Raw genomic sequence first — 25048 nt, forward strand, 5'->3', positions numbered from 1 at the left:
GGCGCTCCGCCCTCATCCTGACGACATTCGAACGAAAGAGAACGACATGGACACCACGCTTGCCACATTCGAGAAAGACGTCATCGAGGCGTCGCTGGACGCCCCCGTGCTGGTCGACTTCTGGGCGCCGTGGTGCGGCCCGTGCAAGACGCTCGGCCCGCTGCTGGAAAAACTCGAAGGCGACTACGAAGGCCGCTGGAAGCTCGTGAAGGTCAACGTCGACGAGAACCAGGAACTCGCCGCGCACTTCCAGACCCGCAGCATCCCGCACGTGATCGCGTTCGCCGACGGGCGCCCGGTCGACCAGTTCGTCGGCGTGCTGCCCGAAGGCCAGCTGCGCGCCTTTCTCGACCGGCTGCTGCCGGCCCCCGAGGAAGCCGAACGGCGCGCCGCGCAATACGCGATGGCCGAAGAGCGCCACGACGACGCGCTCACGCACCTCGAGGCGGCGCTCGCGCTGAATCCCGGCTTCGACGACGCTCGCCTCGACCTGATCGAACTGCTGCTCGCGAGCAACCAGGTCGACGCCGCGCGCGCCGAGACGGAACGCCTGTCGCCGCAGACCGTGCAAGGCGGCGACCCGCGCTACCAGGCGATCAAGACTCGTTTCGACGCTCTCGAAGCCACGGCCGACCTGCCGCCGACCGACGCACTCGAAGCACGCATCGCGGCCAACCCGGCCGATCTCGACGCGCGCTTCGATCTCGCGCAGAGCCTGATCGCGCGGCGTGCGTATGAAGGGGCGCTGGAACAGTTGCTGGAAATCGTCACGCGCGACCGCGCGTACGGCGACGATCTCGGCCGCCGCACGATGATCTCGGTATTCGAGCTGGCCGGCGACCGCCCGGACCTCGTCGCCGGGTGGCGGCGCAAGCTGAGCATGGCGCTCAACTGAGGGACGACCGGCCGGGCCGCAACGGCCCGGCTGCGTAACGGCCCGACCACGTAACGGCCCGGCTGCGCAACAGCCCCGCATCGCATGCGGCGCGCATCACGCGCTGCGGCATCGCGCCGGCTGAGCGCCCGCGTGTCGCGCGCTCAGCCGGCGGCCTGCGCCGCGATCGCGCGCAGCGCATGCGCGGCGGCCGCGAAGCCGAAGCTCGCGGTCACGCACACGCTCGAACCGAATCCCGCACAGTTCAGCCCCGCGACGTGCGCGGCTGCGGACGGCTCCGCACCGTCCTCGAGATCGCAGGCGGCCGCTTCCGGATAGATCAGCGGCTCGTCCGAATACACGGCGCTGACCTTGAAACGCGCCTTCGGCCCGCGCGGAAAGCCGTGCTGCTTGCGCAACTGCGCGCGCACCTTCGACAGCAGCGGATCCTGGATCGTCAGCGCGAGATCGTCGATCCGGATGCGCGTCGGATCGAGCTGGCCGCCCGCGCCGCCGACCACGACGAGCGGCTGACGCTTCGCGACGCACCATGCGATCAGCGCAACCTTCGTGCGCACGCTGTCGATCGCGTCGATCACGTAGTCGAAACCGCCGCCGAGCAGCGCGTCGAAGTTGTCGGGCTCGACGAAATCCTCGATCCGGTTCACGCGGCACGCGGGATCGATCAGCGCGATCCGCTCGGCCATCGCGTCTACCTTCGGCTTGCCGTAATTGCCGTCGAGCGCGTGGATCTGCCGGTTCGTATTGCTTTCCGCGACGTTGTCGAGATCGATCAGCGTGAGCGTGCCGACCGCGTTGCGTGCGAGCGCCTCGGCCACCCACGACCCGACGCCGCCGATCCCGATCACCGCGACGTGCGCGCGCTCGAACGCGGCGGCGGCCGGCGCGCCGTACAACCGCGCGACGCCGCCGAAACGCCGCGCGCGATCCACGTCAAGCTGGATTTCCGGGGTCGGGGTAAGATCAGAAGAACTGGGCGGGGCGGTGTCGGCGACGGACATGGCAGCAAGGAAATCGTAAGTCGTGCAGCCATCTATTTTGCCTGAACTCCCCGCTCGCCCGCGCCACTGTGCACGCACGTTTCTTGCGCGTTGGCTACAATGGTTCCAGATTGAAGCGTTTGCATAACATGACGACTCTCGCCGATCTCCGCATCAATTATTCGCGTGCTTCGCTCGACGAAGCCGATGTCGCCCACGACCCCTTCGCCCAGTTCGACCGCTGGTTCAAGGAGGCGCTTGCCGCCAAGCTGCCCGAGCCGAACACGATGACGCTCGCGACCGTCGGCGCCGACGGCCGGCCGTCGGCACGCATCGTGCTCATCAAGGGCGTCGACGAACGCGGGTTCGTCTTCTTCACCAATTACGAAAGCCGCAAGGGGCACGACCTCGCCGCGCATCCGCAGGCAGCGCTGCTGTTCTACTGGATCGAGCTCGAGCGCCAAGTGCGCATCGAAGGCCGGATCGAGAAAACCAGCGCCGAGGAAAGCGACCGCTATTTCGCGTCGCGTCCGCTCGGCTCGCGCATCGGCGCATGGGCGTCCGAGCAAAGCGCAGTGATCGACAGCCGCGCGACGCTCGAAGCGCAGGAAAAGGCCGTCAGCGAACGCTACGGCGACAACCCGCCGCGCCCGCCCCACTGGGGCGGCTACCGCCTCGTGCCCGACTCGATCGAGTTCTGGCAGGGCCGCCCGTCGCGGCTGCACGACCGTCTGCTCTATACGCGCGACGCCAACACGCCGTCGGGCTGGTCGATCTCGCGCCTGTCGCCGTAAGCGCGGCGCCGGCGCACGCCGGTCGTGTCTCGTGTTGCATCCGGGCGCCCGCCGCGCAAGCGGCGGGCGCCGGTCAAGATACTTGGCTGTATTCGATTCAACGAACAAACGGAGAATCCAAATGTTCTGGGAAAAGAAGCTGGCACAGTGGGCGGACGACGTACGGGCGAAAGCGAACATACCGGCACGCCTCGTGCTGTGGAACGGCGATCAACTCGATTTCGGCACCTTCAGCGCGCCGCAGGTCACGCTGAAGGTGAACAGCGCGTCGGCGCTGCCGCTCTTGCTCGAACCGAGCCTCGACAATCTCGGCGAGGCCTACGTGAAGGGCAAGATCGACATCGAAGGCAAGCTGTCGGACATCATCAACATCGGCTACTCGCTCGCGCGCAGCACGGTGACGAGCGCGAGCAAGCTCGCGCGCGTGAAGCGTTACTTCAATCACTCGAAGAGCACCGACAAGAAGGCGATCCAGTATCACTACGACGTCTCGAACGAGTTCTACAAGCTGTGGCTCGACGAGAACATGGTGTACTCGTGCGCCTACTTCGAGAACGGCGACGAGGATCTCGCCACCGCGCAGATCAAGAAGATCGACCACATCCTGACGAAGATCCGGCTCGAGCCAGGCCAGCGCCTGCTCGACATCGGCTGCGGCTGGGGTGCGCTCGTGCTGCGCGCCGCGCAGAAGTTCGGCGCGCAGTGCCTCGGCGTCACGCTGTCGCAGAACCAGTTCGACCTCGCGACCGCGCGCGTGAAGGCGGCCGGGCTGGAGGACAGGATCGAGATCCGGCTGCAGGACTACCGCGAGATCGACGGCCAGTTCGACCGCATCACGAGTGTCGGGATGTTCGAGCACGTCGGGCGCAAGAACCTGCCGCTCTATTTCACGCGGATTCATGACCTGCTCGTCGACGACGGCATCGCGATGAACCACGGGATCACGTCGACCGACGCGGAAAGCGGCGAGACGGCGCTCGGCGGCGGCGAGTTCATCGACCGCTACGTGTTCCCGGACGGCGAGCTGCCGCACATCAGCCTCGCGCTGGAAGCCGCGCAGCGCGGCGGCCTGGAAGCGATTGACGTCGAAAGCCTGCGACGGCACTATGCGCGCACGCTCGACATCTGGACGGAAAACTTCGAGGCGAAGGCAGAAGCGGCGCGACAACTCGTCGACGACGAAAAATTCCGCATCTGGCGCGTGTATCTCGCCGGCTGCGCGTATGCGTTCGAGCACGACGACGTGTCGATCTTCCAGATCGTGTGCCGCAAGGCCGGACGCAGCGCGAAAACGCTGCCGTGGTCGCGGCGCTATATGTACGAACACGCGCTGCCGCGCTAGGCGGCGCTTCACGCTGGGCATGCATGGGTGACGGCAGGACGCGGCGCAAGGGGCCGCCGGAACGACAGCAGCACGACGACGCGCACGCGCCGCACGCCGACGGGCAATTCGACCTGTTCGGCGTGCCGGCCGACGCTGCACGCGCGTCGCCCGAGGACGACGGCCCGCCTGCCCGCACCGACGAACACGTGAAGCCGGACGCGCAGCCGGCACCGCGCGCCCGCTCCCGTTCTTCCGACGAAACACCGCCGGCCGCTTCCGGCCTGCTGTGGGACGAACCGTCCCCACCGGCCGCGCCGCCGAAGAAAGCCCGGCGCCGACGCGGCGTGCTGCCCGCGCCGATCGCGCCCGAGGTGGCCGACGCAGCGGCCGGCCTGCCGCCGAACGTTCGGCTCGGCACGTCGTCGTGGTACTTCCCCGGCTGGGACGGCATCGTCTACGACGGCGATTTCGCGCAGACCAAGCTGTCGCGCGAAGGGCTCGAAGCGTACGGCGCGCATCCGCTGCTGAAGAGCGTGAGCCTCGACCGGTCGTTCTACGGCCCGCTGTCGGTCGCCGATTACCTGCGCTACGCGCAGCAGGTGCCCGACGATTTCCGTTTCGTCGTGAAGGCGCCGGCCTCCGTGACCGACGCGGTCATCCGCGGCCGGCGCGGCGAGCCGTCGGGGCCGAACCCGACCTTCCTCGACGCGCAGCTCGCCACCCATGAGTTCGTGCAGCCGTGCCTCGAAGGGCTCGGCCGGAAAGCCGGCGTGCTCGTGTTCCAGTTCTCGCCGCTGCCCGACCAGCTGCTCGCGCAGCCGGCCGCGCTGATCGACCGGCTCGCCGCATTCTTCGCGGCGCTGCCGCCGCTGCCGCCGGACGCCGACGGCACCCGCTATGCGATCGAGATTCGCGACGCGAGCCTGCTCACGCCGCGTTTCATCCGCGCGCTCGCCGCGCTCGGTGTGCGCTACTGCGTCGGCCTGCACGCACGGATGCCCGACGCGCTGCGTCAGGCGGCCGCGCTCGCCCTGCTCGACGGCGACGCGCCGGGCCCGCTGATCGTGCGCTGGAGCCTGCACAGCGGCTTCAGGTACGAACAGGCGAAAGCGAAATACGAGCCGTTCGACAAGCTCGTCGACGAGGATCCGGCCACGCGCTCGGCGCTCGCCGAACTGGCCGCGCGCTATGCGCTGGCCGGGCAGCCGGTGATCATCACGATCAACAACAAGGCGGAAGGCTCCGCGCCGCTGTCGTGCATCGCGCTCGCGCGCGAGATCGCCGCCGCGTGCGCGCAGTGGCGCAACGAGGCGGCCTGACGCCCGTTTGCGCCGGCTCCCGCCGTTCCGGCGCTTACGCGCCGCGCAGCGACTTCAGCCGGTGCGAGAACTTCTGCCGGAATTTCGCGAGCTTCGGCCCGATCACGACCGAGCAGTAGCCCTGCCCTGGGTTACGCGCGTAATAGTTCTGGTGATAATCCTCGGCCGGCCAGTAGTTGCCGTCGAGCGGCACGACCTGCGTGACGATCGGCTGCCCGAACACCTGCTCGCGCTCCAGCTCGCGGATCACGTCGAGCGCCGTGTCGCGTTGCGCGTCCGAATGCGTGAACACGACCGAACGGTACTGCGTGCCGACGTCGTTGCCCTGCCGGTTCAACTGGGTCGGATCGTGCGTCGCGAAGAAGATCTCGAGGATCTCGCGATAGCCGATGCGCGCCGGATCGAACGTCACGTTGACGACTTCCGCGTGGCCCGTGTCGCCTTCGCAGATGTCGCGATAGCCGGGATTGCGCGTATGGCCGCCCGCGTAACCCGACTGGACGGCCGTCACGCCGTCGACGTCGAGAAACACCGCCTCCGTGCACCAGAAACACCCGCCTCCCAATGTCGCGGTTTCAAGCATCTCGTTCACCATGAAATCAGTCCTTCGTTGATGTCGGCAGCCGGCACGCATGCGCCGGCGCCACCGTTCCGTCTCGCCGCTGCCCACCCGGGGGCGGGTCGCAACGGCACTGCGGCAAGTATCTCACTCGCGCGCGAACCTGACAGGTTGCACAGGTACCGCGCACGACCGACCGCCCGCTTTCTCGTCTACACTTAGGCACGCGCGAGCGCGGCGGCAAACCCGCTGCCTCGCGCAAAGCGCCCGATGCGTGCCCGCCCCTGATGCAAACATCATCTGCCGGAACATCGATATGCATGCCTTAACAGACATCGTCCGCATCACTCGCCCGGCCGTCGCCGCATCGCGGGCTACCGCTTCGACCGTGCCACCCCCTTGCCGTGCGTCCGTCTCGCCCCGCGTGCGGCGATCCGGAACACCGCCTTTCTCCGCTTTCACGATCTGATGCACGGCGCGCCGCACGTGTCGCCGACGCGTGCACCCGCCTACCGATCGTGCCTGCCGGCGCCACGCGCGCCGCGCGGCAACCCCGACCCGCACGCCCGCAACGAACCGCCGTGCGTCAACGATCCGAACCCATCGAGAGGGCATCACCATGAGCATGCGACCTGACCCGACGTTTCACGCTTCGCCCGAGCTTGCGATGCAGGCGCCGGCGGAAGAGTTTGCCTATACGTTGTTGCTGAGCCCCGATTTTTCCAGACCCGACGCGCTCGCCGTGATCGACGTGAAGCCCGGCTCGCCGACCTACGGAAAAATCGTGCATACGGTGACGATGCCGAACACCGGCGACGAGTTTCACCACTTCGGCTGGAATGCGTGTTCGTCGTCGCTGTCGCCGCTGACCGGCCATGCGTTCCTCGAGCGCCGCTTCCTGATCATCCCCGGCCTGCGCTCGTCGCGCATCTACGTGATCGACACGAAGCCGCATCCGACGCAGGCGCGCATCCACAAGATCATCGAGCCCGACGAGATCTTCTCGAAAACCGGCTATTCGCGGCCGCACACCGTTCACTGCGGCCCCGAAGGCATCTATGTGAGCACGCTTGGCGGCGCGGGCAAGGACGGCACCGACGGCGCGCCCGGCATCTTCATCATGGATTGCGAAACCTTCGACGTGCTCGGCCGCTGGGAGATCGACCGCGGCCCGCAGGACAAGCATTACGACTTCTGGTGGAACCTGCCGCGCGACTACATGGTGTCGAGCGAATGGGCGCTGCCGCCGCAATTCGAGAACGGCATCGTGCCCGAGGACCTGCTCGCGAACAAATACGGGCACCGGCTGCATTTCTGGGACCTGCGCGCGCGGCGCAACGTGCAAACGATCGATCTCGGCGCGCAGCATCAGATGGCGCTCGAAGTGCGGCCCGCGCACGACCCGGTGCGCGAATACGGGTTCGTCGGCGTCGTGGTCGACACGACGAATCTCGAAGGCTCGATCTGGACCTGGTGGCGCGAAGGCGGCAAGTTCCATGTGAAGAAGACCGCGACCATTCCGGCCGAACCGGCCGCGGCCGACGAACTGCCGCCGCTGCTGAAATCGTTCGGCGCGGTGCCGCCGCTCGTGACCGACATCGACCTGTCGCTCGACGACCGCTTCCTCTACGTGTCGTGCTGGGGCACCGGCGAGATGCGCCAGTACGACGTATCGGACCCGCACAACCCGGTGCTCGCGGGGTCGGTCCGCATCGGCGGCATCGCGCGCCGTGCGCCGCACTCGAACGGCCGCGCATTCGCGGGCGGCCCGCAGATGGTCGAGATCAGCCGCGACGGCCGGCGCGTGTACTGGACCAATTCGCTCTATTCGACGTGGGACGACCAGTTTTATCCGGATGGCGTGCCGGCCGCGCAGGTGCTCGCGCATGCGGGGCCGGAAGGCGGGCTGACGCTCGCCGACGATTACTGGGTCGAGTTCCCCGAAGGCTATCGCGCGCACCAGATCCGGCTCGAAGGCGGCGACTGCTCGACCGACTCGTTCTGCTACCCGTCGGTCAAGCGTTGAACACCGGCCTTCACGCCCAGTTCGCGCTGTGGGCGGCCGTGCTCGCGAGCGGGGTGTATCACGGGCTCAACCCCGCGATGGGCTGGCCGCTCGCGGTGTCGAACGCGCTGATGACCCGCCGCGGCGGCGCGCTCGTCGCGGCGCTCGGTTATCTCGCGCTCGGCCATGCGCTCGCGGTCTTCGCGGTGATGCTGCCGTTCGGGTTGCTCGCCGCGCTGCTTGCCTGGCAATCGGCGATCCGGATCGGCGCGAGCGCGCTCGTGATCGGCTTCGGCGCCGTGCTGCTGATCCGGCGCCGGCATCCGCGTGCGCTCGCGCGGATCCCGCCCGCGCGGCTCGGCCTGTGGTCGTTCGCGGTCGCGATCGCGCATGGCGCGGGGCTGATGCTGGTGCCGATCTACCTCGGGCTCTGCGGGCTCGACCGGGACGCCGGCCACCGGGCGGCGGCCACGCTCGTCGATGCGCATCTGGGCATGGCGCTCGTCGTCGCGGCCGTGCATGCCATCGCGATGATCGGCGCCGGCGGCGGGCTCGCGTGGCTCGTGTACCGCTATCTCGGGCTGAAGTTCGTGTCGCGGAGCTGGTTCAATCTCGATGCGGTGTGGGCGTCGAGCCTGATCGTGACTGGCGCGCTGTCGCTCGGACTGGCGGCGGCGCGATAGATGGCGCGGGGATCGGCGGTCGGGAAATGCCACTGCGCGGGACCGCGCGGCGGCACCGCTCGAAAAACGCGACAGAACGGCGTTGCCGGCCGCGCGCGATTGCCCGTCCTGCCGCGCGCCGCAGTGTTCGCTACGCCACCCTGCCCCCTCGATGCGCCGTCTGGCCGGGCCCGGCGGCCCCGATTCCGCTAAAATCGGGCCATGCGCACCCCTTCCCCATCGACCGCCTTGTCGCCTTTCGTCCGCCGTGCCCGCCCCGCTCGCGTCGCGCCGCGCCCGCCCGTCTCGTTCCGGATGGCTGCCCGATGAGCCATGCCAATCCCCCGGATTTCGACTCGGCCGCTTTCCGGCAAGCGCTTGGCCAGTTCGCAACGGGCGTGACGGTGATCACGACGCGCGCGCCGTCCGGGCAGCTGATCGGCATCACCGCCAGCTCGTTCAACTCGGTATCGCTCGATCCGCCGCTCGTGCTGTGGAGCCTCGCGCACAAATCGGCGTCGACGCCCGTGTTCCGCGGCAACAGCCACTATGTGGTGAACGTACTGGCGGCCTCGCAGCTCGACCTGTGCAAGCGCTTCTCGACCTACAAGGGCGACCGCTTCGAAGGAATCGCGCATGCGGCCGGCAACTCCGGGATGCCCGTGCTCGACGGCGCGCTCGCATGGTTCGAATGCCACAACCGCAGCCGCTATGACGAAGGCGACCACGTGATCTTCGTCGGCGAGGTCGAACGCTGCGGCGTGCGCGCCGCATCGGACACGACGCCGCCGCTCGTGTTCCACGGCGGCGGCTTCCACGGCCTTACACCGCTTTGATCGCCCCCGTGCGCGCCAGCCCGACCGGCGCGCCGGCTTCGTCCTTCAGCGTCTGCAGCACGATGTTCGAACGGATGTCCATGACGCCCGGCGCCTTGTAGAGCCGGTTCAGCACGAAATCCGAGTAGTGCTTCAGGTTGTGCGCGAGCACGCGCAGCAGATAGTGGCTCTCGCCCGTCACGACGAACGCGCCGACCACCTCCGGCCATTCGCGCAGCGCTTCCGCGAAGCGCTCGTGCCATTGATTTTCTTCGTTGCGCATCGATACCTGCACGAACGCCTCGAGCTCGAAGCCGAGCTTCTCGCGGCTCAGGCACGCGCGATAGTGCTCGATCACGCCCTGCTCCTCGAGCAGGCGCATGCGGCGCAGGCAGGCGGATGGCGAAAGCGAAATGCGTTCCGCCAGGTCGAGATTGCTGATTCTGCCCTCTTCCTGCAGTACCGCCAGAATCCGGCAGTCGGTGGCATCGAGCGTGATCGCGTGCATTTTTGGTCCCCGTTTTCCCTCTGAGTCGAATTATCTGCCAATCCGGCGGTTTGTCCATGTTTATTTCGCAAGCACTTTCTGCGAGCGTCCACCTATCATTCGAAGCATCGACTCACCGAATCGTCATGCCATGGACACCCTCTGGGACATCTCGCCGCCTGTCAGCCCCGCCACCCCCGTGTGGCCGGGCGATACGCCGGTTTCCGTCGAACGCGTGTGGCGGATGGAGGCCGGCTCGCCGGTCAACGTCGCACGCCTGACGCTGTCGCCGCACACGGGCGCGCACTGCGACGCGCCGCTGCATTACGACGCCGACGGCGCGCCGATCGGCGCCGTGCCGCTCGACACCTATCTCGGCCCGTGCCGCGTGATCCATTGCATCGGCGCATCGCCGGTCGTGCAGCCGGCCGATGTCGCGGCCGCGCTCGACGGCGTGCCGCCGCGCGTGCTGCTGCGCACGTATGCACGCGCCAGCGTCGAACGGTGGGACAGCGACTTCTGCGCGGTCGCGCCCGGGACCGTCGACCTGCTCGCCGCGCACGGCGTGAAGCTGATCGGCATCGATACGCCGTCGCTCGACCCGCAGGAATCGAAGACGATGGATGCGCATCACCGCGTGCGCGCGCACCGGATGGCGATCCTCGAAGGCATCGTGCTCGACGACGTGCTGCCCGGCGACTACGAACTGATTGCACTGCCGCTGAAATTCGCGACGCTCGACGCGAGCCCCGTGCGCGCGGTGCTGCGCGCGCTGCCCGCGCGTGCCTCCTGATTATCCCGACTGACGACCCACATCATGATCAAGACCCGTGAAGACGCGCTCGCGCTCGACCGCGACGATCCGCTCGCCCCGCTGCGCGACCAGTTCTCGCTGCCCGACGGCGTAATCTATCTCGACGGCAACTCGCTCGGCGCGCAGCCGCGCGCATCGGCCGCCCGCGCGCAGCAGGTGATCGGCGCCGAATGGGGCGAAGGCCTGATCCGCAGCTGGAACACGGCCGGCTGGTTCGCGTTGCCGCGCCGTCTCGGCGACAAGCTCGCGACGCTGATCGGCGGCGCGCCGGGCGAAACGGTCGTCACGGACACCATCTCGATCAACCTGTTCAAGCTGCTGTCGGCGATGCTGCGCCACCAGGCCGAGCGCGCGCCCGAGCGCCGCGTGATCGTGTCGGAGCGCTCGAACTTCCCGACCGACCTGTATATCGCGCAGGGGCTGATCGAGCAGCTCGGCGGCAACTATGAACTGCGCCTGATCGACGATCCGGCCGACCTGCCGGCCGCGCTCGGCGCGGACACGGCCGTCGCGATGATCACGCACGTGAATTACCGCACCGGCTACATGCACGACATGCCGGCCGTCACGCAGCTCGTGCACGACGCGGGCGCGCTGATGCTGTGGGACCTCGCGCACTCGGCCGGCGCGGTGCCGGTCGACCTGAACGGCGCGCGCGCCGACGGCGCGGTCGGCTGCACGTACAAGTACCTGAACGGCGGCCCGGGTTCGCCCGCATTCGTGTGGGTGCCGCAGCGTCATCACGCACACTTCTCGCAGCCGCTGTCCGGCTGGTGGGGCCACCGCGCACCGTTCGCGATGCAGCCGGGCTTCGCGCCCGATCCGGGCATCGCGCGCTTCCTGTGCGGCACGCAGCCGATCGTGTCGATGTCGATGGTCGAATGCGGGCTCGACGTGTTCCTGCAAACCGACATGCAAACGATCCGCCGCAAATCGCTCGCGCTGACCGATGCCTTCATCGCGCTCGTCGAAGCACGCTGCGCGGGCCTGTCGCTGAAGCTCGTCACGCCGCGCGCGCATCACCAGCGCGGCTCGCAGGCGAGCTTCGAGCACCCGCACGGCTACGAAGTGATGCAGGCGCTGATCGCGCGCGGCGTGATCGGCGACTACCGCGAGCCGTACGTGCTGCGCTTCGGCTTCACGCCGCTCTATGTGCGCTTCGTCGACGTGTGGGATGCCGTCGAGACGCTGCGCGACATCCTCGCCACCGACGCCTGGAAGGCGCCCGAGTTCGCCGAACGCGGCGCGGTGACCTGAGCGGCCTTGCCCGGCGCGCAACGCGGTCACGCGGATTGCGCGCCGCGCCCCGTCATTCAAATCTGGAGATAGTCGTGAATTCTGGTCATATGCAGCCACCCGGCGGCGACGCGCCGGCGGGCTGCCCGTTCTCGGGCGCACGCGCCGCACATTCGGCACAAGCGGCGCACGAAGCGCCTCACGTGCCGGGCGATGCCCCGGGCGAAGCCGGCTGGCACAACGCACAGCTCGATTTCTCGAAGTCGATGAGCTACGGCGACTACCTGTCGCTGAATTCGATCCTCGACGCGCAACATCCGCTGTCGCCCGATCACAACGAGATGCTGTTCATCATCCAGCATCAGACGAGCGAGCTGTGGATGAAGCTCGCGCTGTTCGAGCTGCGCGGCGCGCTCGACGCGGTGCGCACCGACGCGCTGCCGCCGGCGTTCAAGATGCTTGCGCGCGTGTCGCGGATCCTCGAGCAACTGGTGCAGGCGTGGAACGTGCTGTCGACGATGACGCCGTCCGAGTATTCGGCGATGCGGCCGTATCTCGGGCAGTCGTCGGGCTTCCAGTCGTATCAGTACCGCCAGCTCGAATTCCTGCTCGGCAACAAGAACGTGCAGATGCTGCAGCCGCATGCGCACCGGCCCGACATCCTCGAACAGGTGCGCACGACGCTCGAGGCGCCGTCGTTCTACGACGAGGTCGTCCGCCTGCTCGCGCGGCGCGGTTTCCCGATCGCGCAAGCGCGGCTCGAGCGCGACTGGACGCAGCCGACGCAGCACGACGAAACGGTCGAAGCCGCGTGGCTCGAGGTGTACCGCCACCCGCAGCAGCACTGGGAGCTCTACGAGATGGCCGAGGAACTCGTCGATCTCGAGGATGCATTCCGCCAGTGGCGCTTCCGTCACGTGACGACCGTCGAACGCATCATCGGCTTCAAGCAGGGCACGGGCGGCACGAGCGGTGCGCCGTACCTGCGCAAGATGCTCGACGTCGTACTGTTCCCCGAGCTCTGGCACGTGCGCACCACGCTGTAACGCACCACTCGCCCGCCGTCACGACGACGTGCGGGCCAGTTCTTCCCCTTCGCGCGGCTGCGCTGCCGCACGTGACAGTCGGGGGTATATGCCGCCGCACGGCGAGCAGCGCGACGCAGACGATGCCCATCCCGATCAGTCCGGCAGCCACCGCCGGCGCGAATGCGCCGCGCGTGATCCCCCATTCGCGGATCAGCACCGGAATCGCGAAACCGATCAACTGGCCGTCGAAACCGTCGAGCACGATCCCGGGCGCGGCGAGCAGCAGCGCGCCGGCACGATCGACACGCGGCCCGTGCGCGAAGTCGTCGCCGTGCGCACGCTCACCGCGTTCCGGCGCCGCCACGGCATCCTGCCGCAGCCGGCCGGCAAGCGGCTCGAGGAACTCGTCGCGTTGACGCGCGAGGAACGCTGACGGCGCTTCCCGGCCGGCGGCCCGTCCGCCCTTTCCGCTCGCTCATTCCGCCCGCCGCCGCAGCGCACCATCGAAATGCCGTTTCCCCGCCTTGACTTTCGCCCGCCCGAATACGATCATTCGCTCACACATAGAGCAAATGATCGTATTCGTACTCGGCAGGAAAATCTGGCACGAACAGGAGACACCGGATGAGCGCATCGCCCTCCGCCCGCACGCCCGTGCTGCTGCACATCGGCGCGGGCTCGTTTCACCGCGCGCACCAGGCGTGGTATCTGCATCGCGTGAACGCGACCGTGCCGCCCGACGAGCGCTGGTCGCTGACCGTCGGCAACATCCGCGACGACATGCGCGCGACGATGGACGCGCTCGCCGCGCAGCACGGCGAATACACGCTCGAGACCGTCACGCCGCAAGGCGAGCGCGCGTACGAGACGATCCGCGCGATCACGCGCGTGCTGCCCTGGTCGATCGATCTCGCCGCGCTGATCGACGCCGGCGCCGATCCGGCCTGCCGGATCGTGTCGTTCACCGTCACCGAAGGCGGCTACTACCTCGACGAACACAACCGGCTCGACGTCGCGAATGCCGATCTCGCGGCCGACCTGCAGGGTGCGCGCACGACGCTGTACGGCGCGCTCGCGGCGCTGCTCGCCGAACGCGTGAAGCGCGGCGCGGGCCCGCTCACGCTGCAGAGCTGCGACAACCTGCGCAACAACGGTGCGCGCTTTCGCGCGGGGATGCGCGAATTCCTCGAGCGGCGCGGGCAGGCCGACCTGCTCGCGTGGTTCGATGCGAACGTCGCGACGCCGAGCGCGATGGTCGACCGCATCACGCCGCGCCCGACCGCCGACGTGCGCGAGCGCGTGCTGGCCGCCACCGGCATCGACGACGCATGCCCGGTGATGGGCGAATCGTTCATCCAGTGGGTGATCGAGGACCGCTTCGCGGCCGGCCGGCCGCGCTGGGAGCTCGCCGGTGCCGAACTCGTCGACGACGTCCACCCGTACGAGGAAGCGAAGATCCGCATCCTCAACGCGACGCACAGCTGCATCGCGTGGGCCGGCACGCTCGCGGGCCACACGTATATCCACGAAGGCACGCACGACGCGGCGATCCGGCGCTTCGCGCACGACTACGTCACGCAGGACGTGATCCCGTGCCTGACGCCGAGCCCGCTCGATCTCGCGCGCTACCGCGACGTCGTCCTCGAACGCTTCGGCAACCCGTACGTACTCGACACGAACCAGCGCGTCGCGGCCGACGGCTTCTCGAAGATCCCCGGCTTCATCGCACCGACGCTCGTCGAATCGTTCGCACGCGGGGCGGCACCGGTCGCCACCGCCGTGCTGCCCGCGCTGTTCCTGCGCTTTCTCGAACGCTGGGCGCGCGGCACCTTGCCGTATGCGTACCAGGACGGCGTGATGGACGAAAGCGCCGCGCGTGCGATCGTCGGGTCCGGCCGTCCGGGGGCCGACGACCAGGTCGCCGCGCTGTGCGCAAGCCGCGCGCTGTGGGGTTCGCTCGCCGGCAACCCGGCGCTGTTCGAGGCGTTGCGCGCCGGGCTCGCGCGGGTCGATGCATGGCTCGCGGCGCGCTGACGCGCATTGGGGCGAACCTGCCTTGGCACGTGCACGGCCGCGCGGCTAAAGTAGCGAGTCCCCACTGACGGAACGGATCGCTCATGTATCTCGGCATCGACCTCGGCACTTCGGAAGTGAAGGTGCTGCTGCTCGCCCCGGACGGCACGGTCGTCGGCACCGCCGGCTCGCCGTTTACCGTGTCGCGGCCGCATCCGCGCTGGGCCGAACAGCATCCGGACGACTGGTGGCAAGGCACGCTCGCCGCGCTCGCCTCATTGCGCGAACGACATCCGCAAGCATTCGCGGCCGTGCGCGGCATCGGCCTGTCGGGCCAGATGCACGGCGCCGTGCTGCTCGGCCGCGACGATCGCGTGCTGCGCCCCGCGATCCTGTGGAACGACATGCGCAGCGCCGACGAGTGCGCGCTGCTCACCGAACGCGCGCCCGATCTCCACGCCCTCGCCGGCAATCTCGCGATGCCGGGCTTCACCGCGCCGAAGCTGCTGTGGGTCGCGAAGCACGAACCCGATGTGTTCGCGGCCACCGCCTGCGTGCTGATGCCGAAGGACTACCTGCGGTTCCGGCTGACCGGTGCAAAGGTGTCCGATCCGTCGGACGCAGCCGGCACGCTGTGGCTCGACGTCGCACGCCGCGACTGGTCCGACGCGCTGCTCGCCGCATGCGGAATGACGCGTGACCAGATGCCGCGCATCGTCGAGGGCAACGCGCCGTCCGGCACGCTGCGCGCGGACATCGCGCGCGAACTCGGGCTGTCGGAGGCGGTCGTGGTAGCCGGCGGCGGCGGCGACAACGCAACGAGCGCGCTTGGCATCGGTGCGATCCATGCAGGCGACGGCTTCGTGTCGCTCGGCACGTCCGGCGTGCTGAGCGTGGTCGGCGATCGCTTCATGCCGAACCCCGCATCGGCCGTGCATGCGTTCTGCCATGCGATTCCCGATCGCTGGCAATTGATGAGCGTCGTGCTGTCGGCCGCGAGCTGCCTGCGCTGGGTCTGCAAGCTGACCGGCACCGACGAGCCCGCCCTGCTCGCCGAAGTCGAGGCGCTCGACGCCGACGCGCGCGCGACGGCCCCGCTGTTCCTGCCCTACCTGTCCGGCGAGCGCACGCCGCACAACGACCCGTACGCACAAGGCGTGTTCTTCGGGATGACGCATGCGACCGAACGCGCGCATCTCGGCTACGCGGTGCTCGAAGGCGTGACGCTCGGCCTCGCCGACGGTCTCGACGCGCTGCATGCGGCCGGCGTCGAAACCGCCCAGCTGTCGCTGATCGGCGGCGGCGCGCGCAGCGCGTACTGGGCACAACTGATCGCCGATGCGCTGAACGTGCGCACGCGCCAGCACGGCGGCGGCGAAACGGGCGCGGCGCTCGGCGCGGCGCGGCTCGGCTGGCTGGCTGTCGGCGGCGATCCGCATGCGGTGCTGGCCAAGCCGCCGGTACGGGCCGAATACGCGCCGGATGCCACCCGCCATGCGCTGCTGCGCGAACGCCTCGATGCGTTTCGCTCGCTGTACCGCCACGTGCGGCCGCTGTACGAACCGTCGCGCGCACGGCTCGCGTAAGCGCCGACCGTCACGCGTGCCGGCCGTCGGCCGCATGCGCGACATGCGGTACAGTGGATGCCGTCATGCGGCCCGCCGGCCGGCCCGCGGGCGGCCCCCCAGCTCCGAACCGAATCGCTATCGTGTCCAAGTCCTCAGAAAAACTCGATCTCGCCACGCGTGCCGCGTGGCTCTACTACGTCGCGGGCGACACGCAGAACGAGATCGCGGAAAAGCTGCAGGTGTCGCGCCCGGTCGCGCAGCGCCTCGTCGCGTTCGCGGTCGAGAAGAACCTGATCCGCGTGCGCGTCGACCACCAGCTCGCCGACTGTCTCGATCTCGGCGCGCAGCTGTCGAAGCGCTACGGCCTCGCGATGTGCGAAGTCGTGCCCGTCGATGCCGATGCGCCCGACGCGATCGACCGCAAGCTGGCCGTCGCCGGCGCGCAGGTGATGGAGCGCTACCTGAACGAAACGCGGCCGATGGTGATCGCGGTCAGCAGCGGCCGGACGCTGAAGGCCGCGGTCGCCCAGATCGCGCAGATCGACCGCCCGCAGCATCGCCTCGTGTCGATGGTCGGCGCGATCGCGGCCGACGGTTCGTCGAACCGCTACGACGTCGCGCAGTACATCTCCGAGAAAACCGGCAGCAAGCACTTCCTGCTGCCCGCGCCGCTGTTCGCCGACAGCGCCGCCGAGCGCGCGCAGTGGTGCAATCACCGGCTGTACCGGATCGTCGAGGCGCTGTCGGGCCAGGCCGACGTCGCGTTCGTCGGGATCGGCAACATCGGCCCGCATTGCCCGCTCTACGAAGACGGCTTCATCACCGAACAGGAGCGCGACGAGATGACCGCGCGCGGCGCGGTGGCCGAACTGCTCGGCGTGCCGATCGACGCGCAAGGCAAGCTGATCGATGTGTCGACCGGCACGCGCGTGACGAGCGTGTCGCTCGCCACGCCGCCGAAGCGCCCGACGATCGCATTCGCGGGCGGCCCGAAGAAACGCGATGCGGTGATCGCCGCATTGCGCGGCGGCTGGATGTCGGGGCTCGTCACCGACGAGACGTGCGCGAGGGCGGCGCTGGACGCGTAGCCGGCGTGCCGGCTTCCCGTCACCGCATGCGGTCGCCGCACACCGGATCGCCGACGCGTCCGGACAAACCGCGCATCACTGCAGACACCCGGGCATCGTGACCTTCATGACGACCACCGCCTGGTTGGCCGCACGAAGCTTGCGCATCACGTTCATCGGATAAAACTTCGCAGTCCTGTCATGGATGGACGGAATCAGTCCGACATCGGCATACGTCTTGCCTGCCGCAGTCCATTTCAGCCCCTCCTTCTCGCGCGCCGTCAGCGATCGCGCCCGTACCTGCACACTGCAAACTCACGCGGCGCGCGGCGCCGGAAACGCATGCCGGCGAGCACGCCATGCGCCGACCCACGCGGCCGCCAGCAGCGCGACGAGCACCCACGGAATCGCGCCCGCCCCGGTTGCGCCGAGCAGCATCCCGCCCGCGATACCGCCACCCGCGATCGCGAGGTTCCACACCGTCACGAGCATCGATTGCGCGACATCCGCCGCCTCTCCCGCGGCGTTCGCGGTGGCCGTCTGGAACAGCGTCGGCGCACCGCCGAACGCGAGCCCCCACAGCGCGACGCCCGCATAGACGATCGCCATGCCGGAACCGGCGCCGAGCATCGCCGCCGCGATGGCGAACAACGCGATGCTGGCGAGCGTCAGCCGCCGCTGCGCGGCACCGATCCACGCGCCCGTCAGCGCGATGCCGACCAGCGACGCGATACCGAACACGAGCAGCACCGCATCGACCTGCGCGCCCATCCGCACGCCCGCGAGAAACGGCGCGACGTACGTGTACAGCATGTTGTGCGCCAGCACGTACGCGAACATCACGGTCAGCACCGGCCGCACGCCGGGCAGCGTCATCACGCCGAGCACCGGCTCGCGCGCGCCGGCCTGCTGCCCCGGATAATCGGGCACACGCCAACGGATCCAGCCGATCAGCACGAGCGCCGCGAGCGTGATACCCGTGAACGCGACGCGCCACCCGAGCGCCGCGCCGAGTGCGGTGCCGGCCGGAATACCGATCGACATCGCGACCGGCGCGCCGAGCATCGCGACCGCGATCGCCCGGCCGCGCAACGGGGCATCGACCATCCGGCTCGCGTAGCCGGCAAGCAGCGCCCACAGCAGCCCGGCCGCCATCCCCGCGACGAAGCGCGCGGCGAGCGTCAGCGCGTAGTACGGCGACACGGCCGTCAGTGCATTCGACACGACGAAGCCGGCCAGCGCCGCGAGCAGCAGCGTGCGCCGGCGCATCGCGCGCGTCGCGGCGACGAGCGGAATCGCCGCGACGATCGAGCCGAGCGCATATACGGTCACGAGCTGGCCGATCAGTGCCTCGGGCACGCGCAGGTCGGCGCTCATCAGCGGCAGCAGGCCAGCCGGCAACGCCTCGGTGAGAATCGTGATGAACGCGGCCGTCGCGAGCGCCAGCAGGTTCGCAACCGGCAGGCGCGCACCGGCCTGCACCGGCTGAACGACGGGCTCGTCATCGATCGTCGTGCAGTCGCTCATGCCGCGCTCCCGGTTTCGACGCCGTAGACCGCATCGCGCACCGCGGTCACGATCCGCCCGTCGAGGCCCTCGTACAGCGTGTTGGTCAGCGCGACGGCCGTCAGCCCCGCCGCGCGGTCGACGAACCACGTGTGCCCGTACGCGCCGCCCCCGCGCCAGGTGCCGACCGACTCCGGCGACCGCGCGGCCACCGGATCACGCAGCAACGAGAACCCGAGCCCGAAGCCGAAACCCGGCGCATCCCGCAGTTCGCGCGCACCCGGCTGGACGCGCGCCATCTCGTCGACCCATGCGGGTTCGAGCCAGCCGTCGCGGCCCGTGCGCAGCGCGTCGAGCAGCGTCACGCAATCGCGCGCGGTGCCGACCATCCCCGCGCCGCCCGACTGCCACGCATCGGCATCGAACACGCGCGCCGGCTCGAAGCGGATGCCGATCGTGCCGTCGAACACCGGCACGAGATCGACGTCCGCCATCCGGCGCGGGGCGCCAGGCGTGCTCACGTATGGCGTCGCGACGCGTGCGGCGTCGTGCGCGACGAACGCGGTGTCGGTCATCCCGAGCGGTGTCGTGACGAGCGCGGCGACCGCGTCGGCGAGCGGCCGCCCGTCGACTGCCTCGATCAGCGCGCCGACCACGTCCATCGACAGCGAATAGCCCCACGACGTACCCGGCGCGAACTGCAGCGGCACGCTGGCGATGCGCCGCAGGTTCTCGGCGAGCGAGAGACCCGAGCGGTCCATTCCGTCGGATACGCCGGCGCGCGCATACGGGCCGTCGCCGTCCGCTTCGAGGAAACGGTAGCCGAGGCCGGCCGTATGCGACAGCAGATGACGCAACGTGATGACGGCAGGCGTGCCGTCGGTCAACGTCGGGCGGAATGCGGGCAACGAGCGGGCGACCGGTTCGTCGAGCGCGATGCGCCCCGCCGCGACCAGCCGCATCGCGGCGGCCGCCACGACCGGCTTCGTGACCGACGACAGGCGGAACAGCGCATCGTCCCGCATCGGCGTGCCGGCTTCCCGATCGGCGAGGCCGACGGCACGCGCATAACGCAGCTCGCCGTGCTGCGCGACCAGCACGACCGCGCCGACCATGCGCGCGTCGGCAAGCGCGCGATCCAGCGCGTCGTCGAGCCGGTGGCGCAGCGCGGCGTCCGGTTCCACGCGCAAGGCGGTGACAGGCAGGGATGACATGACTTGACCTCTCGACAATGAACGAGCGCTCATCGTAGGGAGCCGACGCAAGAAGAAAAACCGGGGTAGAGTTCCGGACAATCCGGACGCTGACGTCCGCAATCGGGAACTCGCATGGAAAACCTCGGCGGCTTCGTCGTGTTCGTTCAGGTCGCGGAAACGCGCAGTTTCGTCGCGGCCGGACGTGCACTCGGGCTATCGGCTTCGGCGATCGGCAAACGCATCGCGCGGCTCGAGGCGCGGCTGAAGGTGCGGCTCTTTCACCGCAGCACGCGCAGCATCACGTTGACCGCCGAAGGCACGCGCTTTCTCGAACGGTGCCGGCGCGTGATCGCCGAGCTCGACGCGGCCGAGCAGGAACTGACGCACAGCGCCGAAGCGCCACGCGGGCGCTTGCGCGTGAGCCTGCCGACGATCGGCACGCTGCTGCTGCCGGTGCTCGCCGATTTCATGGCTGCGTATCCGGAGATCGAGCTCGACATCGATTTCAGCGACCGGCTCGTCGACGTCGTCGACGAAGGGTTCGACGCGGTGCTGCGCACCGGCCAGCCCTCGGATTCCCGGCTGTCGTCGCGGCTGCTCGGCCACTTCCGCCAGCACCTCGTCGCGTCCCCCGGTTATCTCGACCGGCACGGCACGCCGCGCACGCCGGCCGATCTCGCGCAGCACCGCTGCCTGCACTACCGTTTCCCGACGAGCGGCAAGCTCGAGACCTGGCCGCTGCGCGTGCCGCGCGCGGGCACGCCGCCCGAAGTGCCGGTCGCGATGGTCAGCAACAGTGCGGAAGCGCGCCTGTGCTTCGCGCTGCGCGGGCTCGGCATCGCGTGCCTGCCCATCTTCTTCGTGCGCGAGGCGCTCGCGGACGGCACGCTGCGCGCGGTGCTCGACGAACACGTCGCGAGCTGCACGCCGGTCTACGTGCTGTGGCCGTCGGGCCGCCACCCGACGCCGAAGCTGCGTGCGTTCGTCGATTACATGGCCGCGCACCTGACGCTGTGACCGCGGCCGGCCGTCATGCGGCCTTCGCGTGCACGCTCAGCCGGCGGAACGCCTGGCCGTGTTCGTCGAACAGGTGGCAGTGCTCGGCCTGCGCGTGCACGTGGAGCGCCTCGCCGGTGCGGTAGGTGTCGAGCGGCGGAATCCGCGCGATCAGCCCGTCCGGCGCGACGGCCGACTCCGCATACAGGTACGCGGCGTCGCCGAGCGATTCCACGGCCATCGTCCGCACGGCCACGCCGGTGGCCGCCGCTTCGACCTTCAGGTGCTCGGGCCGCACGCCGACCGTCACCGCCGCGCCGCGCTGCAGCCCCGCCGCCTCGACCGCGACGCGCTGCGTCTCGCCGCTGTCGAAGCGCACGAGCACGCCGCCGGCATCGACCGAATCGACGGTGCCCGTCAGGAAGTTCATCTTCGGCGACCCGATGAAGCCCGCGACGAACTGGTTCGCCGGCGCGTGGTAAAGCTCGTTCGGCGTGCCGACCTGCTGCACCGCGCCGCCCGACAGCACGACGATCTTGTCCGCGAGCGTCATCGCCTCGACCTGGTCGTGCGTCACGTAGATCATCGTCGTCTTCAGCTCGTCGTGCAGCCGCGCGAACTCCAGCCGCATCTTCACGCGCAGCGCCGCGTCGAGGTTCGACAGCGGTTCGTCGAACAGGAACACCTTCGGCTTGCGCGTGATCGCGCGGCCGATCGCGACACGCTGCCGCTGGCCGCCCGACAGCTGCTTCGGCTTGCGGTCGAGCAGATGGTCGATGTGCAGGATCTTCGCGGCGTTCTTCACGGCCTGGTCGATCTCGGGCTTCTTCGCGCCCGCGAGCTTCAGGCCGAACGCCATGTTGTCGTACAGCGTCATGTGCGGGTACAGCGCATACGACTGGAACACCATCGCGATGCCGCGCTTCGCGCTCGGCACGTCGTTGACCTTCGCGCCGTCGATCAGCAGGTCGCCGCTCGAGATGTCCTCGAGGCCCGCGATCATCCGCATCAGCGTGGATTTTCCGCAGCCGCTCGGGCCGACGAACACGACGAATTCGCCGTCGGCGATGTCGAGGTTCACGTTGCGCAGCACTTCCGTTTCGTCGTAGCGCTTCGCGATGTTGCGCAGGAGCACGCTTGCCATGATCTGTCTCCGTTCGTTCGTGATGCGTGATGCGCCGCGTCGAACGCGGCGCGCAATCGTTCGTGGTTGCTAGTTCGGCAGCACCGCGCCGGTCGCCTGCCAGCGCGCGACGTAGCCGGGCAGTTCGTGCATGTCGTCGAATACGTGGCGCGCGCCGATCCCGCGCAGCGCGTCGATCTGCGCGGCCGACGCATGCCCGCCGCCGACGAAGCCGAGCACGGTCATGCCGGCCGCGGCGGCCGCGGTGATGCCGGTCGCGCTGTCCTCGACCACGAGGCACTGGGCAGGCACGACGCCGAGCGTACGCGCGGCGGCGAGATACACGTCCGGCGCGGGCTTCGGCCGTGCGACGGCATCCGCGCAGAACAGCCGGTCGCCGAAGAAGCGCGCGAGGCCCGTGCGCGCCAGTGCTGCCTCGACGTACGCGCGGTAGCTGTTGCTCGCGCAGGCCGTCGTCAACTGAATCGCGTCCAGCGCCGCATCGATGCCGTCGACCATCGGTGCGTTGACGGCCGCCGCTTCGACCGCGCGGCGGATCGCGTCGACATCGCCGGCCGACAGCGTGCGCCCGACGGCGTCGCCCGCGCCGGCCAGCACGCGCTCGATGCGCAGCCCGAGCAACGGCATCACGGCGGGCCGCGCATCGACGCCCGGCCAGCGCGCGTCGAGCTCGCGCACGATCACGTCGGCCGCCACGGCCTCGCTGTCGATCAGTACACCGTCGCAATCGCAGATCAGGACGTTCGCGGTCATTTGACGGCTCCGAACGTGAGCCCGCGCACGAGCTGCTTCTGCGACAGCCAGCCGACGATCAGGATCGGCGCGACCGCCAGCAGCGACGCGGCGGACAGCTTCGCCCAGAACAGCCCTTCGGGGCTCGAGTACGACGCGATGAACACGGTGAGCGGCGCGGCGTTCGAGCTCGACAGGTTGATGCTCCAGAACGCTTCGTTCCACGACAGGATCACGAGTAGCAGCGCGGTGGACGCGAGCCCCGGCAGTGCCATCGGCATCAGCAGGTAGACGATCTCCTGCCACGTCGACGCGCCGTCGATGCGCCCGGCTTCGAGGATGTCCTTCGGGATCTCGTTGAAGTACGTGAAGGTCATCCACACCGCGATCGGCAGGTTGATCAGCGTGTAGACGATCACGAGGCCCGACACGGTATCGAGCAGCCCCGCGTTTTTCCACAGCAGGTAGATCGGCACGAGCACGCCGACCGACGGCATCATCTTCGTCGACAGCATCCACAACAGCACCTTCTGCGTGCGGTGGTTCGGGAAGAACGCCATCGCGTACGCGGCCGGCACCGCGAACAGCAGCGAGATCACCGTGACGCCGGCCGAGATCAGCACCGAATTCCACGCGAACGAAAAGTAGTTGCTGCGCGCGAATACCTCGCGGAAGCTGTCGAGCGTCGGCATGAAGAACAGCGTCGACGCATACGCCTGCTGCTCGGTCTTGAACGCGGTGATCGCCATCCAGAAGATCGGGAAGAACAGCAGGAGCGCGATCAGCCACGCGAGCGTGCCGGGCAGCGCACGCCGCACGAGGTCGAACACGGCCGGCACGCGCCGGCCTTCGAAGGTCAGGTCGCTCATTTCTCGTACTCCCCCTTCAGGTTGCGCGCGAGCATCCGCACCAGGAAGAACGACACGACGTTCGCGACCACGACGGCGATGATGCCGCCCGCGGACGCGAGGCCGACGTCGAACTGCTGCAGGCCGAGCGCGTAGATCAGGTACGACAGGTTGGTCGTCGCGTCGCCGGGGCCGCCGCCGGTCGTCGTGTAGATCTCCGCGAAGATCGACAGCAGGAAGATCGTCTCCATCATCACGACCACGGCGATCGCGCGCTTCAGGTGCGGCAGCGTGATGTAGAAGAACATCGCGATCGGGCCCGCGCCGTCGATGCGCGCGGCTTCCTTCTGCTCCTGGTCGAGCGACTGGATCGCGGTGAACAGGATCAGGAACGCGAACGGCAGCCACTGCCACGCGACGATGATGATCACCGCGGTGAACGGGTAGTCGGCGAACCAGTCGATCGGCGTCATCCCGAGTGCGCGCATCGCGTTCGCGACGAGCCCGTACACCGGGTGCAGGATCATGTTCTTCCAGATCAGCGCGGACACCGTCGGCATCACGAAGAACGGCGCGATCGCGAACAGGCGCGCGACGCCCTGCCCGTAGAACTTGCGGTCGAACAGCACGGCCATCAGCACGCCGCCGACCACCGTGATCGCGAGCACCGCGCCGATCAGCACGAGCGTGTGCCAGATCGCGGGCAGGAACGACGGATCGGTCGCGAGGAAGCGGTAGTTGTCGAGCCCGGCGAAACCTTTCACGTCCGGGTTCAGCAGGTTGTAGCGCGAGAACGAATACCAGATCGTCATCGCGAGCGGGATCGACATCCACAGCAGCAGCACCGCGACGGAAGGCGAGACGAGCCAGCTCGCGCCGCCGCGCGCGCGGCGCGGCGCGCCGGGCGGCGACGACGCGTCGCCGACCGACGGCGCATGAGCATGGCTCAGGGGAAGACGCAGGTGACGCATGATCGGAGTCCCTCCGGTTGATGCGCGGGCGCGAACGGCGTGCCCGCCTGTCAGCTTCGCCGGCCCGCGCCGTGTGCCACGGCGCACGA

24 protein-coding genes and 2 pseudogenes are annotated in these 25048 nt (G+C 69.0%); 15 read left to right on the forward strand and 11 right to left on the reverse strand.

What is annotated here, in order from left to right:
* Positions 1-46: 46 nt before the first annotated feature.
* Complete coding sequence (gene trxA, locus AB3K92_RS36470; RefSeq protein ID WP_021162552.1) at positions 47-895, forward strand: thioredoxin; 849 nt, start codon at positions 47-49, stop codon at positions 893-895.
* Between the two features lie 143 nt (positions 896-1038).
* Here the strand turns inward: trxA and AB3K92_RS36475 are convergent, their stop codons facing one another.
* Entirely contained in the window at positions 1039-1896 is an 858-nt protein-coding gene (locus tag AB3K92_RS36475) for a ThiF family adenylyltransferase (RefSeq protein ID WP_048024931.1), read from the reverse strand.
* A gap of 128 nt (positions 1897-2024) precedes the next feature.
* On the opposite strand from AB3K92_RS36475, the gene pdxH reads away from it, so the two are divergent.
* From pdxH to AB3K92_RS36490, 3 genes are all read left to right on the forward strand, one after another.
* The gene (gene pdxH / locus AB3K92_RS36480) at positions 2025-2669 is read left to right on the forward strand and encodes a pyridoxamine 5'-phosphate oxidase (RefSeq protein WP_059648862.1); all 645 of its coding nucleotides are present in this window, start codon (positions 2025-2027) and stop codon (positions 2667-2669) included.
* 121 nt (positions 2670-2790) lie between these two features.
* Positions 2791-4011, forward strand: coding sequence for a cyclopropane-fatty-acyl-phospholipid synthase family protein (locus AB3K92_RS36485; protein ID WP_021162549.1), 1221 nt, complete (start codon positions 2791-2793; stop codon positions 4009-4011).
* A 23-nt stretch (positions 4012-4034) separates the two neighbouring features.
* Complete coding sequence (locus AB3K92_RS36490; RefSeq protein ID WP_059816192.1) at positions 4035-5312, forward strand: DUF72 domain-containing protein; 1278 nt, start codon at positions 4035-4037, stop codon at positions 5310-5312.
* Between the two features lie 34 nt (positions 5313-5346).
* Here the strand turns inward: AB3K92_RS36490 and msrA are convergent, their stop codons facing one another.
* Positions 5347-5907, reverse strand: coding sequence for a peptide-methionine (S)-S-oxide reductase MsrA (gene msrA / locus AB3K92_RS36495; protein WP_041492935.1), 561 nt, complete (start codon positions 5905-5907; stop codon positions 5347-5349).
* A 583-nt stretch (positions 5908-6490) separates the two neighbouring features.
* Here msrA and AB3K92_RS36500 point away from each other — a divergent pair.
* From AB3K92_RS36500 to AB3K92_RS36510, 3 genes are all read left to right on the forward strand, one after another.
* Positions 6491-7897, forward strand: coding sequence for a selenium-binding protein SBP56-related protein (locus tag AB3K92_RS36500; protein WP_048024939.1), 1407 nt, complete (start codon positions 6491-6493; stop codon positions 7895-7897).
* Entirely contained in the window at positions 7894-8559 is a 666-nt protein-coding gene (locus AB3K92_RS36505; RefSeq protein ID WP_048024940.1) for a hypothetical protein, read from the forward strand. Before AB3K92_RS36500 ends, AB3K92_RS36505 begins: the two co-directional genes overlap by 4 nt.
* 305 nt (positions 8560-8864) lie before the next feature.
* Positions 8865-9374 carry a flavin reductase family protein gene (locus AB3K92_RS36510; RefSeq protein ID WP_048024941.1) on the forward strand — a complete coding sequence of 170 codons (510 nt, stop codon included), beginning with the start codon at positions 8865-8867 and terminating at the stop codon, positions 9372-9374.
* On the opposite strand, the gene AB3K92_RS36515 is transcribed toward AB3K92_RS36510, so the two are convergent.
* Positions 9361-9861 (reverse strand): Lrp/AsnC family transcriptional regulator, encoded by a 501-nt coding sequence (locus tag AB3K92_RS36515; protein ID WP_006477992.1) that lies wholly within the window; start codon positions 9859-9861, stop codon positions 9361-9363. The two genes, AB3K92_RS36510 and AB3K92_RS36515, sit on opposite strands and share 14 nt — an antisense overlap.
* Before the next feature lie 130 nt (positions 9862-9991).
* Between AB3K92_RS36515 and kynB the strand changes: the two genes are divergently transcribed.
* From kynB to kynA, 3 genes are all read left to right on the forward strand, one after another.
* Positions 9992-10633, forward strand: coding sequence for an arylformamidase (kynB, locus tag AB3K92_RS36520; RefSeq protein WP_369466771.1), 642 nt, complete (start codon positions 9992-9994; stop codon positions 10631-10633).
* Positions 10634-10660: 27 nt separating this feature from the next.
* A complete protein-coding gene (kynU, locus tag AB3K92_RS36525; RefSeq protein WP_104767033.1) occupies positions 10661-11911 on the forward strand; it encodes a kynureninase in 1251 nt (416 codons plus the stop codon).
* An 89-nt stretch (positions 11912-12000) separates the two neighbouring features.
* Complete coding sequence (gene kynA / locus AB3K92_RS36530) at positions 12001-12936, forward strand: tryptophan 2,3-dioxygenase (RefSeq protein ID WP_369466868.1); 936 nt, start codon at positions 12001-12003, stop codon at positions 12934-12936.
* A gap of 121 nt (positions 12937-13057) precedes the next feature.
* Here the strand turns inward: kynA and AB3K92_RS36535 are convergent.
* Positions 13058-13204, reverse strand: a pseudogene (locus AB3K92_RS36535) (MFS transporter); the annotation flags it as partial.
* On the opposite strand from AB3K92_RS36535, the pseudogene AB3K92_RS36540 reads away from it, so the two are divergent.
* From AB3K92_RS36540 to AB3K92_RS36555, 4 genes and pseudogenes are all read left to right on the forward strand, one after another.
* A pseudogene (locus tag AB3K92_RS36540) lies at positions 13199-13351 on the forward strand (LysR family transcriptional regulator); the annotation flags it as partial. The pseudogenes AB3K92_RS36535 and AB3K92_RS36540 sit on opposite strands and share 6 nt — an antisense overlap.
* A gap of 191 nt (positions 13352-13542) precedes the next feature.
* Positions 13543-14952 carry a D-arabinitol 4-dehydrogenase gene (gene dalD / locus AB3K92_RS36545; RefSeq protein WP_369466772.1) on the forward strand — a complete coding sequence of 470 codons (1410 nt, stop codon included), beginning with the start codon at positions 13543-13545 and terminating at the stop codon, positions 14950-14952.
* Between the two features lie 83 nt (positions 14953-15035).
* On the forward strand, positions 15036-16517 hold the full coding sequence (xylB, locus tag AB3K92_RS36550; RefSeq protein ID WP_369466773.1) for a xylulokinase: 1482 nt from the start codon (positions 15036-15038) through the stop codon (positions 16515-16517).
* A gap of 65 nt (positions 16518-16582) precedes the next feature.
* Positions 16583-17587, forward strand: coding sequence for a sugar-binding transcriptional regulator (locus AB3K92_RS36555; protein WP_175849138.1), 1005 nt, complete (start codon positions 16583-16585; stop codon positions 17585-17587).
* Between the two features lie 75 nt (positions 17588-17662).
* On the opposite strand, the gene AB3K92_RS36560 is transcribed toward AB3K92_RS36555, so the two are convergent.
* From AB3K92_RS36560 to AB3K92_RS36570, 3 genes are read right to left on the reverse strand one after another with little or no spacing between them, the layout of a single operon-like run.
* Positions 17663-17872: a helix-turn-helix transcriptional regulator gene (locus AB3K92_RS36560; protein WP_059497611.1), complete on the reverse strand. Its 210-nt coding sequence runs from the start codon at positions 17870-17872 to the stop codon at positions 17663-17665.
* A gap of 9 nt (positions 17873-17881) precedes the next feature.
* Positions 17882-19093 (reverse strand): MFS transporter, encoded by a 1212-nt coding sequence (locus tag AB3K92_RS36565; protein ID WP_175849136.1) that lies wholly within the window; start codon positions 19091-19093, stop codon positions 17882-17884.
* Entirely contained in the window at positions 19090-20286 is a 1197-nt protein-coding gene (locus AB3K92_RS36570; RefSeq protein WP_369466774.1) for a serine hydrolase domain-containing protein, read from the reverse strand. Before AB3K92_RS36570 ends, AB3K92_RS36565 begins: the two co-directional genes overlap by 4 nt.
* Before the next feature lie 114 nt (positions 20287-20400).
* Here AB3K92_RS36570 and AB3K92_RS36575 point away from each other — a divergent pair, with 114 nt between their 5' ends.
* The gene (locus tag AB3K92_RS36575; RefSeq protein ID WP_059484367.1) at positions 20401-21285 is read left to right on the forward strand and encodes a LysR family transcriptional regulator; all 885 of its coding nucleotides are present in this window, start codon (positions 20401-20403) and stop codon (positions 21283-21285) included.
* A gap of 13 nt (positions 21286-21298) precedes the next feature.
* Here AB3K92_RS36575 and AB3K92_RS36580 read toward each other — a convergent pair whose 3' ends face one another.
* The 4 genes from AB3K92_RS36580 to AB3K92_RS36595 all read right to left on the reverse strand — a co-directional run bounded on the left by AB3K92_RS36580 (position 21299) and on the right by AB3K92_RS36595 (position 24959).
* The gene (locus AB3K92_RS36580; protein WP_021159533.1) at positions 21299-22408 is read right to left on the reverse strand and encodes an ABC transporter ATP-binding protein; all 1110 of its coding nucleotides are present in this window, start codon (positions 22406-22408) and stop codon (positions 21299-21301) included.
* Between the two features lie 69 nt (positions 22409-22477).
* A complete protein-coding gene (locus AB3K92_RS36585; protein WP_048024959.1) occupies positions 22478-23161 on the reverse strand; it encodes an HAD family phosphatase in 684 nt (227 codons plus the stop codon).
* On the reverse strand, positions 23158-24009 hold the full coding sequence (locus AB3K92_RS36590; RefSeq protein WP_027789251.1) for a carbohydrate ABC transporter permease: 852 nt from the start codon (positions 24007-24009) through the stop codon (positions 23158-23160). Before AB3K92_RS36590 ends, AB3K92_RS36585 begins: the two co-directional genes overlap by 4 nt.
* Complete coding sequence (locus AB3K92_RS36595; RefSeq protein ID WP_369466775.1) at positions 24006-24959, reverse strand: carbohydrate ABC transporter permease; 954 nt, start codon at positions 24957-24959, stop codon at positions 24006-24008. The genes AB3K92_RS36590 and AB3K92_RS36595 overlap by 4 nt, the downstream gene beginning before the upstream one ends.
* Positions 24960-25048 lie beyond the last annotated feature (89 nt).

The organism is Burkholderia sp. Bmkn7, assembly GCF_041103175.1.
Taxonomy (GTDB): domain Bacteria; phylum Pseudomonadota; class Gammaproteobacteria; order Burkholderiales; family Burkholderiaceae; genus Burkholderia; species Burkholderia cepacia.

Bases quoted from the DNA above. Each gene is read 5' to 3' on its own strand.
- trxA (WP_021162552.1), top strand. From the start codon at position 47: ATGGACACCACGCTTGCCACATTCGAGAAAGACGTCATCGAGGCGTCG.
- AB3K92_RS36475 (WP_048024931.1), bottom strand. From the start codon at position 1,896: ATGTCCGTCGCCGACACCGCCCCGCCCAGTTCTTCTGATCTTACCCCG.
- pdxH (WP_059648862.1), top strand. From the start codon at position 2,025: ATGACGACTCTCGCCGATCTCCGCATCAATTATTCGCGTGCTTCGCTC.
- AB3K92_RS36485 (WP_021162549.1), top strand. From the start codon at position 2,791: ATGTTCTGGGAAAAGAAGCTGGCACAGTGGGCGGACGACGTACGGGCG.
- AB3K92_RS36490 (WP_059816192.1), top strand. From the start codon at position 4,035: ATGGGTGACGGCAGGACGCGGCGCAAGGGGCCGCCGGAACGACAGCAG.
- msrA (WP_041492935.1), bottom strand. From the start codon at position 5,907: ATGGTGAACGAGATGCTTGAAACCGCGACATTGGGAGGCGGGTGTTTC.
- AB3K92_RS36500 (WP_048024939.1), top strand. From the start codon at position 6,491: ATGAGCATGCGACCTGACCCGACGTTTCACGCTTCGCCCGAGCTTGCG.
- AB3K92_RS36510 (WP_048024941.1), top strand. From the start codon at position 8,865: ATGAGCCATGCCAATCCCCCGGATTTCGACTCGGCCGCTTTCCGGCAA.
- AB3K92_RS36515 (WP_006477992.1), bottom strand. From the start codon at position 9,861: ATGCACGCGATCACGCTCGATGCCACCGACTGCCGGATTCTGGCGGTA.
- kynB (WP_369466771.1), top strand. From the start codon at position 9,992: ATGGACACCCTCTGGGACATCTCGCCGCCTGTCAGCCCCGCCACCCCC.
- kynA (WP_369466868.1), top strand. From the start codon at position 12,001: ATGCAGCCACCCGGCGGCGACGCGCCGGCGGGCTGCCCGTTCTCGGGC.
- dalD (WP_369466772.1), top strand. From the start codon at position 13,543: ATGAGCGCATCGCCCTCCGCCCGCACGCCCGTGCTGCTGCACATCGGC.
- xylB (WP_369466773.1), top strand. From the start codon at position 15,036: ATGTATCTCGGCATCGACCTCGGCACTTCGGAAGTGAAGGTGCTGCTG.
- AB3K92_RS36555 (WP_175849138.1), top strand. From the start codon at position 16,583: ATGCGGCCCGCCGGCCGGCCCGCGGGCGGCCCCCCAGCTCCGAACCGA.
- AB3K92_RS36565 (WP_175849136.1), bottom strand. From the start codon at position 19,093: ATGAGCGACTGCACGACGATCGATGACGAGCCCGTCGTTCAGCCGGTG.
- AB3K92_RS36570 (WP_369466774.1), bottom strand. From the start codon at position 20,286: ATGTCATCCCTGCCTGTCACCGCCTTGCGCGTGGAACCGGACGCCGCG.
- AB3K92_RS36575 (WP_059484367.1), top strand. From the start codon at position 20,401: ATGGAAAACCTCGGCGGCTTCGTCGTGTTCGTTCAGGTCGCGGAAACG.
- AB3K92_RS36580 (WP_021159533.1), bottom strand. From the start codon at position 22,408: ATGGCAAGCGTGCTCCTGCGCAACATCGCGAAGCGCTACGACGAAACG.
- AB3K92_RS36585 (WP_048024959.1), bottom strand. From the start codon at position 23,161: ATGACCGCGAACGTCCTGATCTGCGATTGCGACGGTGTACTGATCGAC.
- AB3K92_RS36590 (WP_027789251.1), bottom strand. From the start codon at position 24,009: ATGAGCGACCTGACCTTCGAAGGCCGGCGCGTGCCGGCCGTGTTCGAC.
- AB3K92_RS36595 (WP_369466775.1), bottom strand. From the start codon at position 24,959: ATGCGTCACCTGCGTCTTCCCCTGAGCCATGCTCATGCGCCGTCGGTC.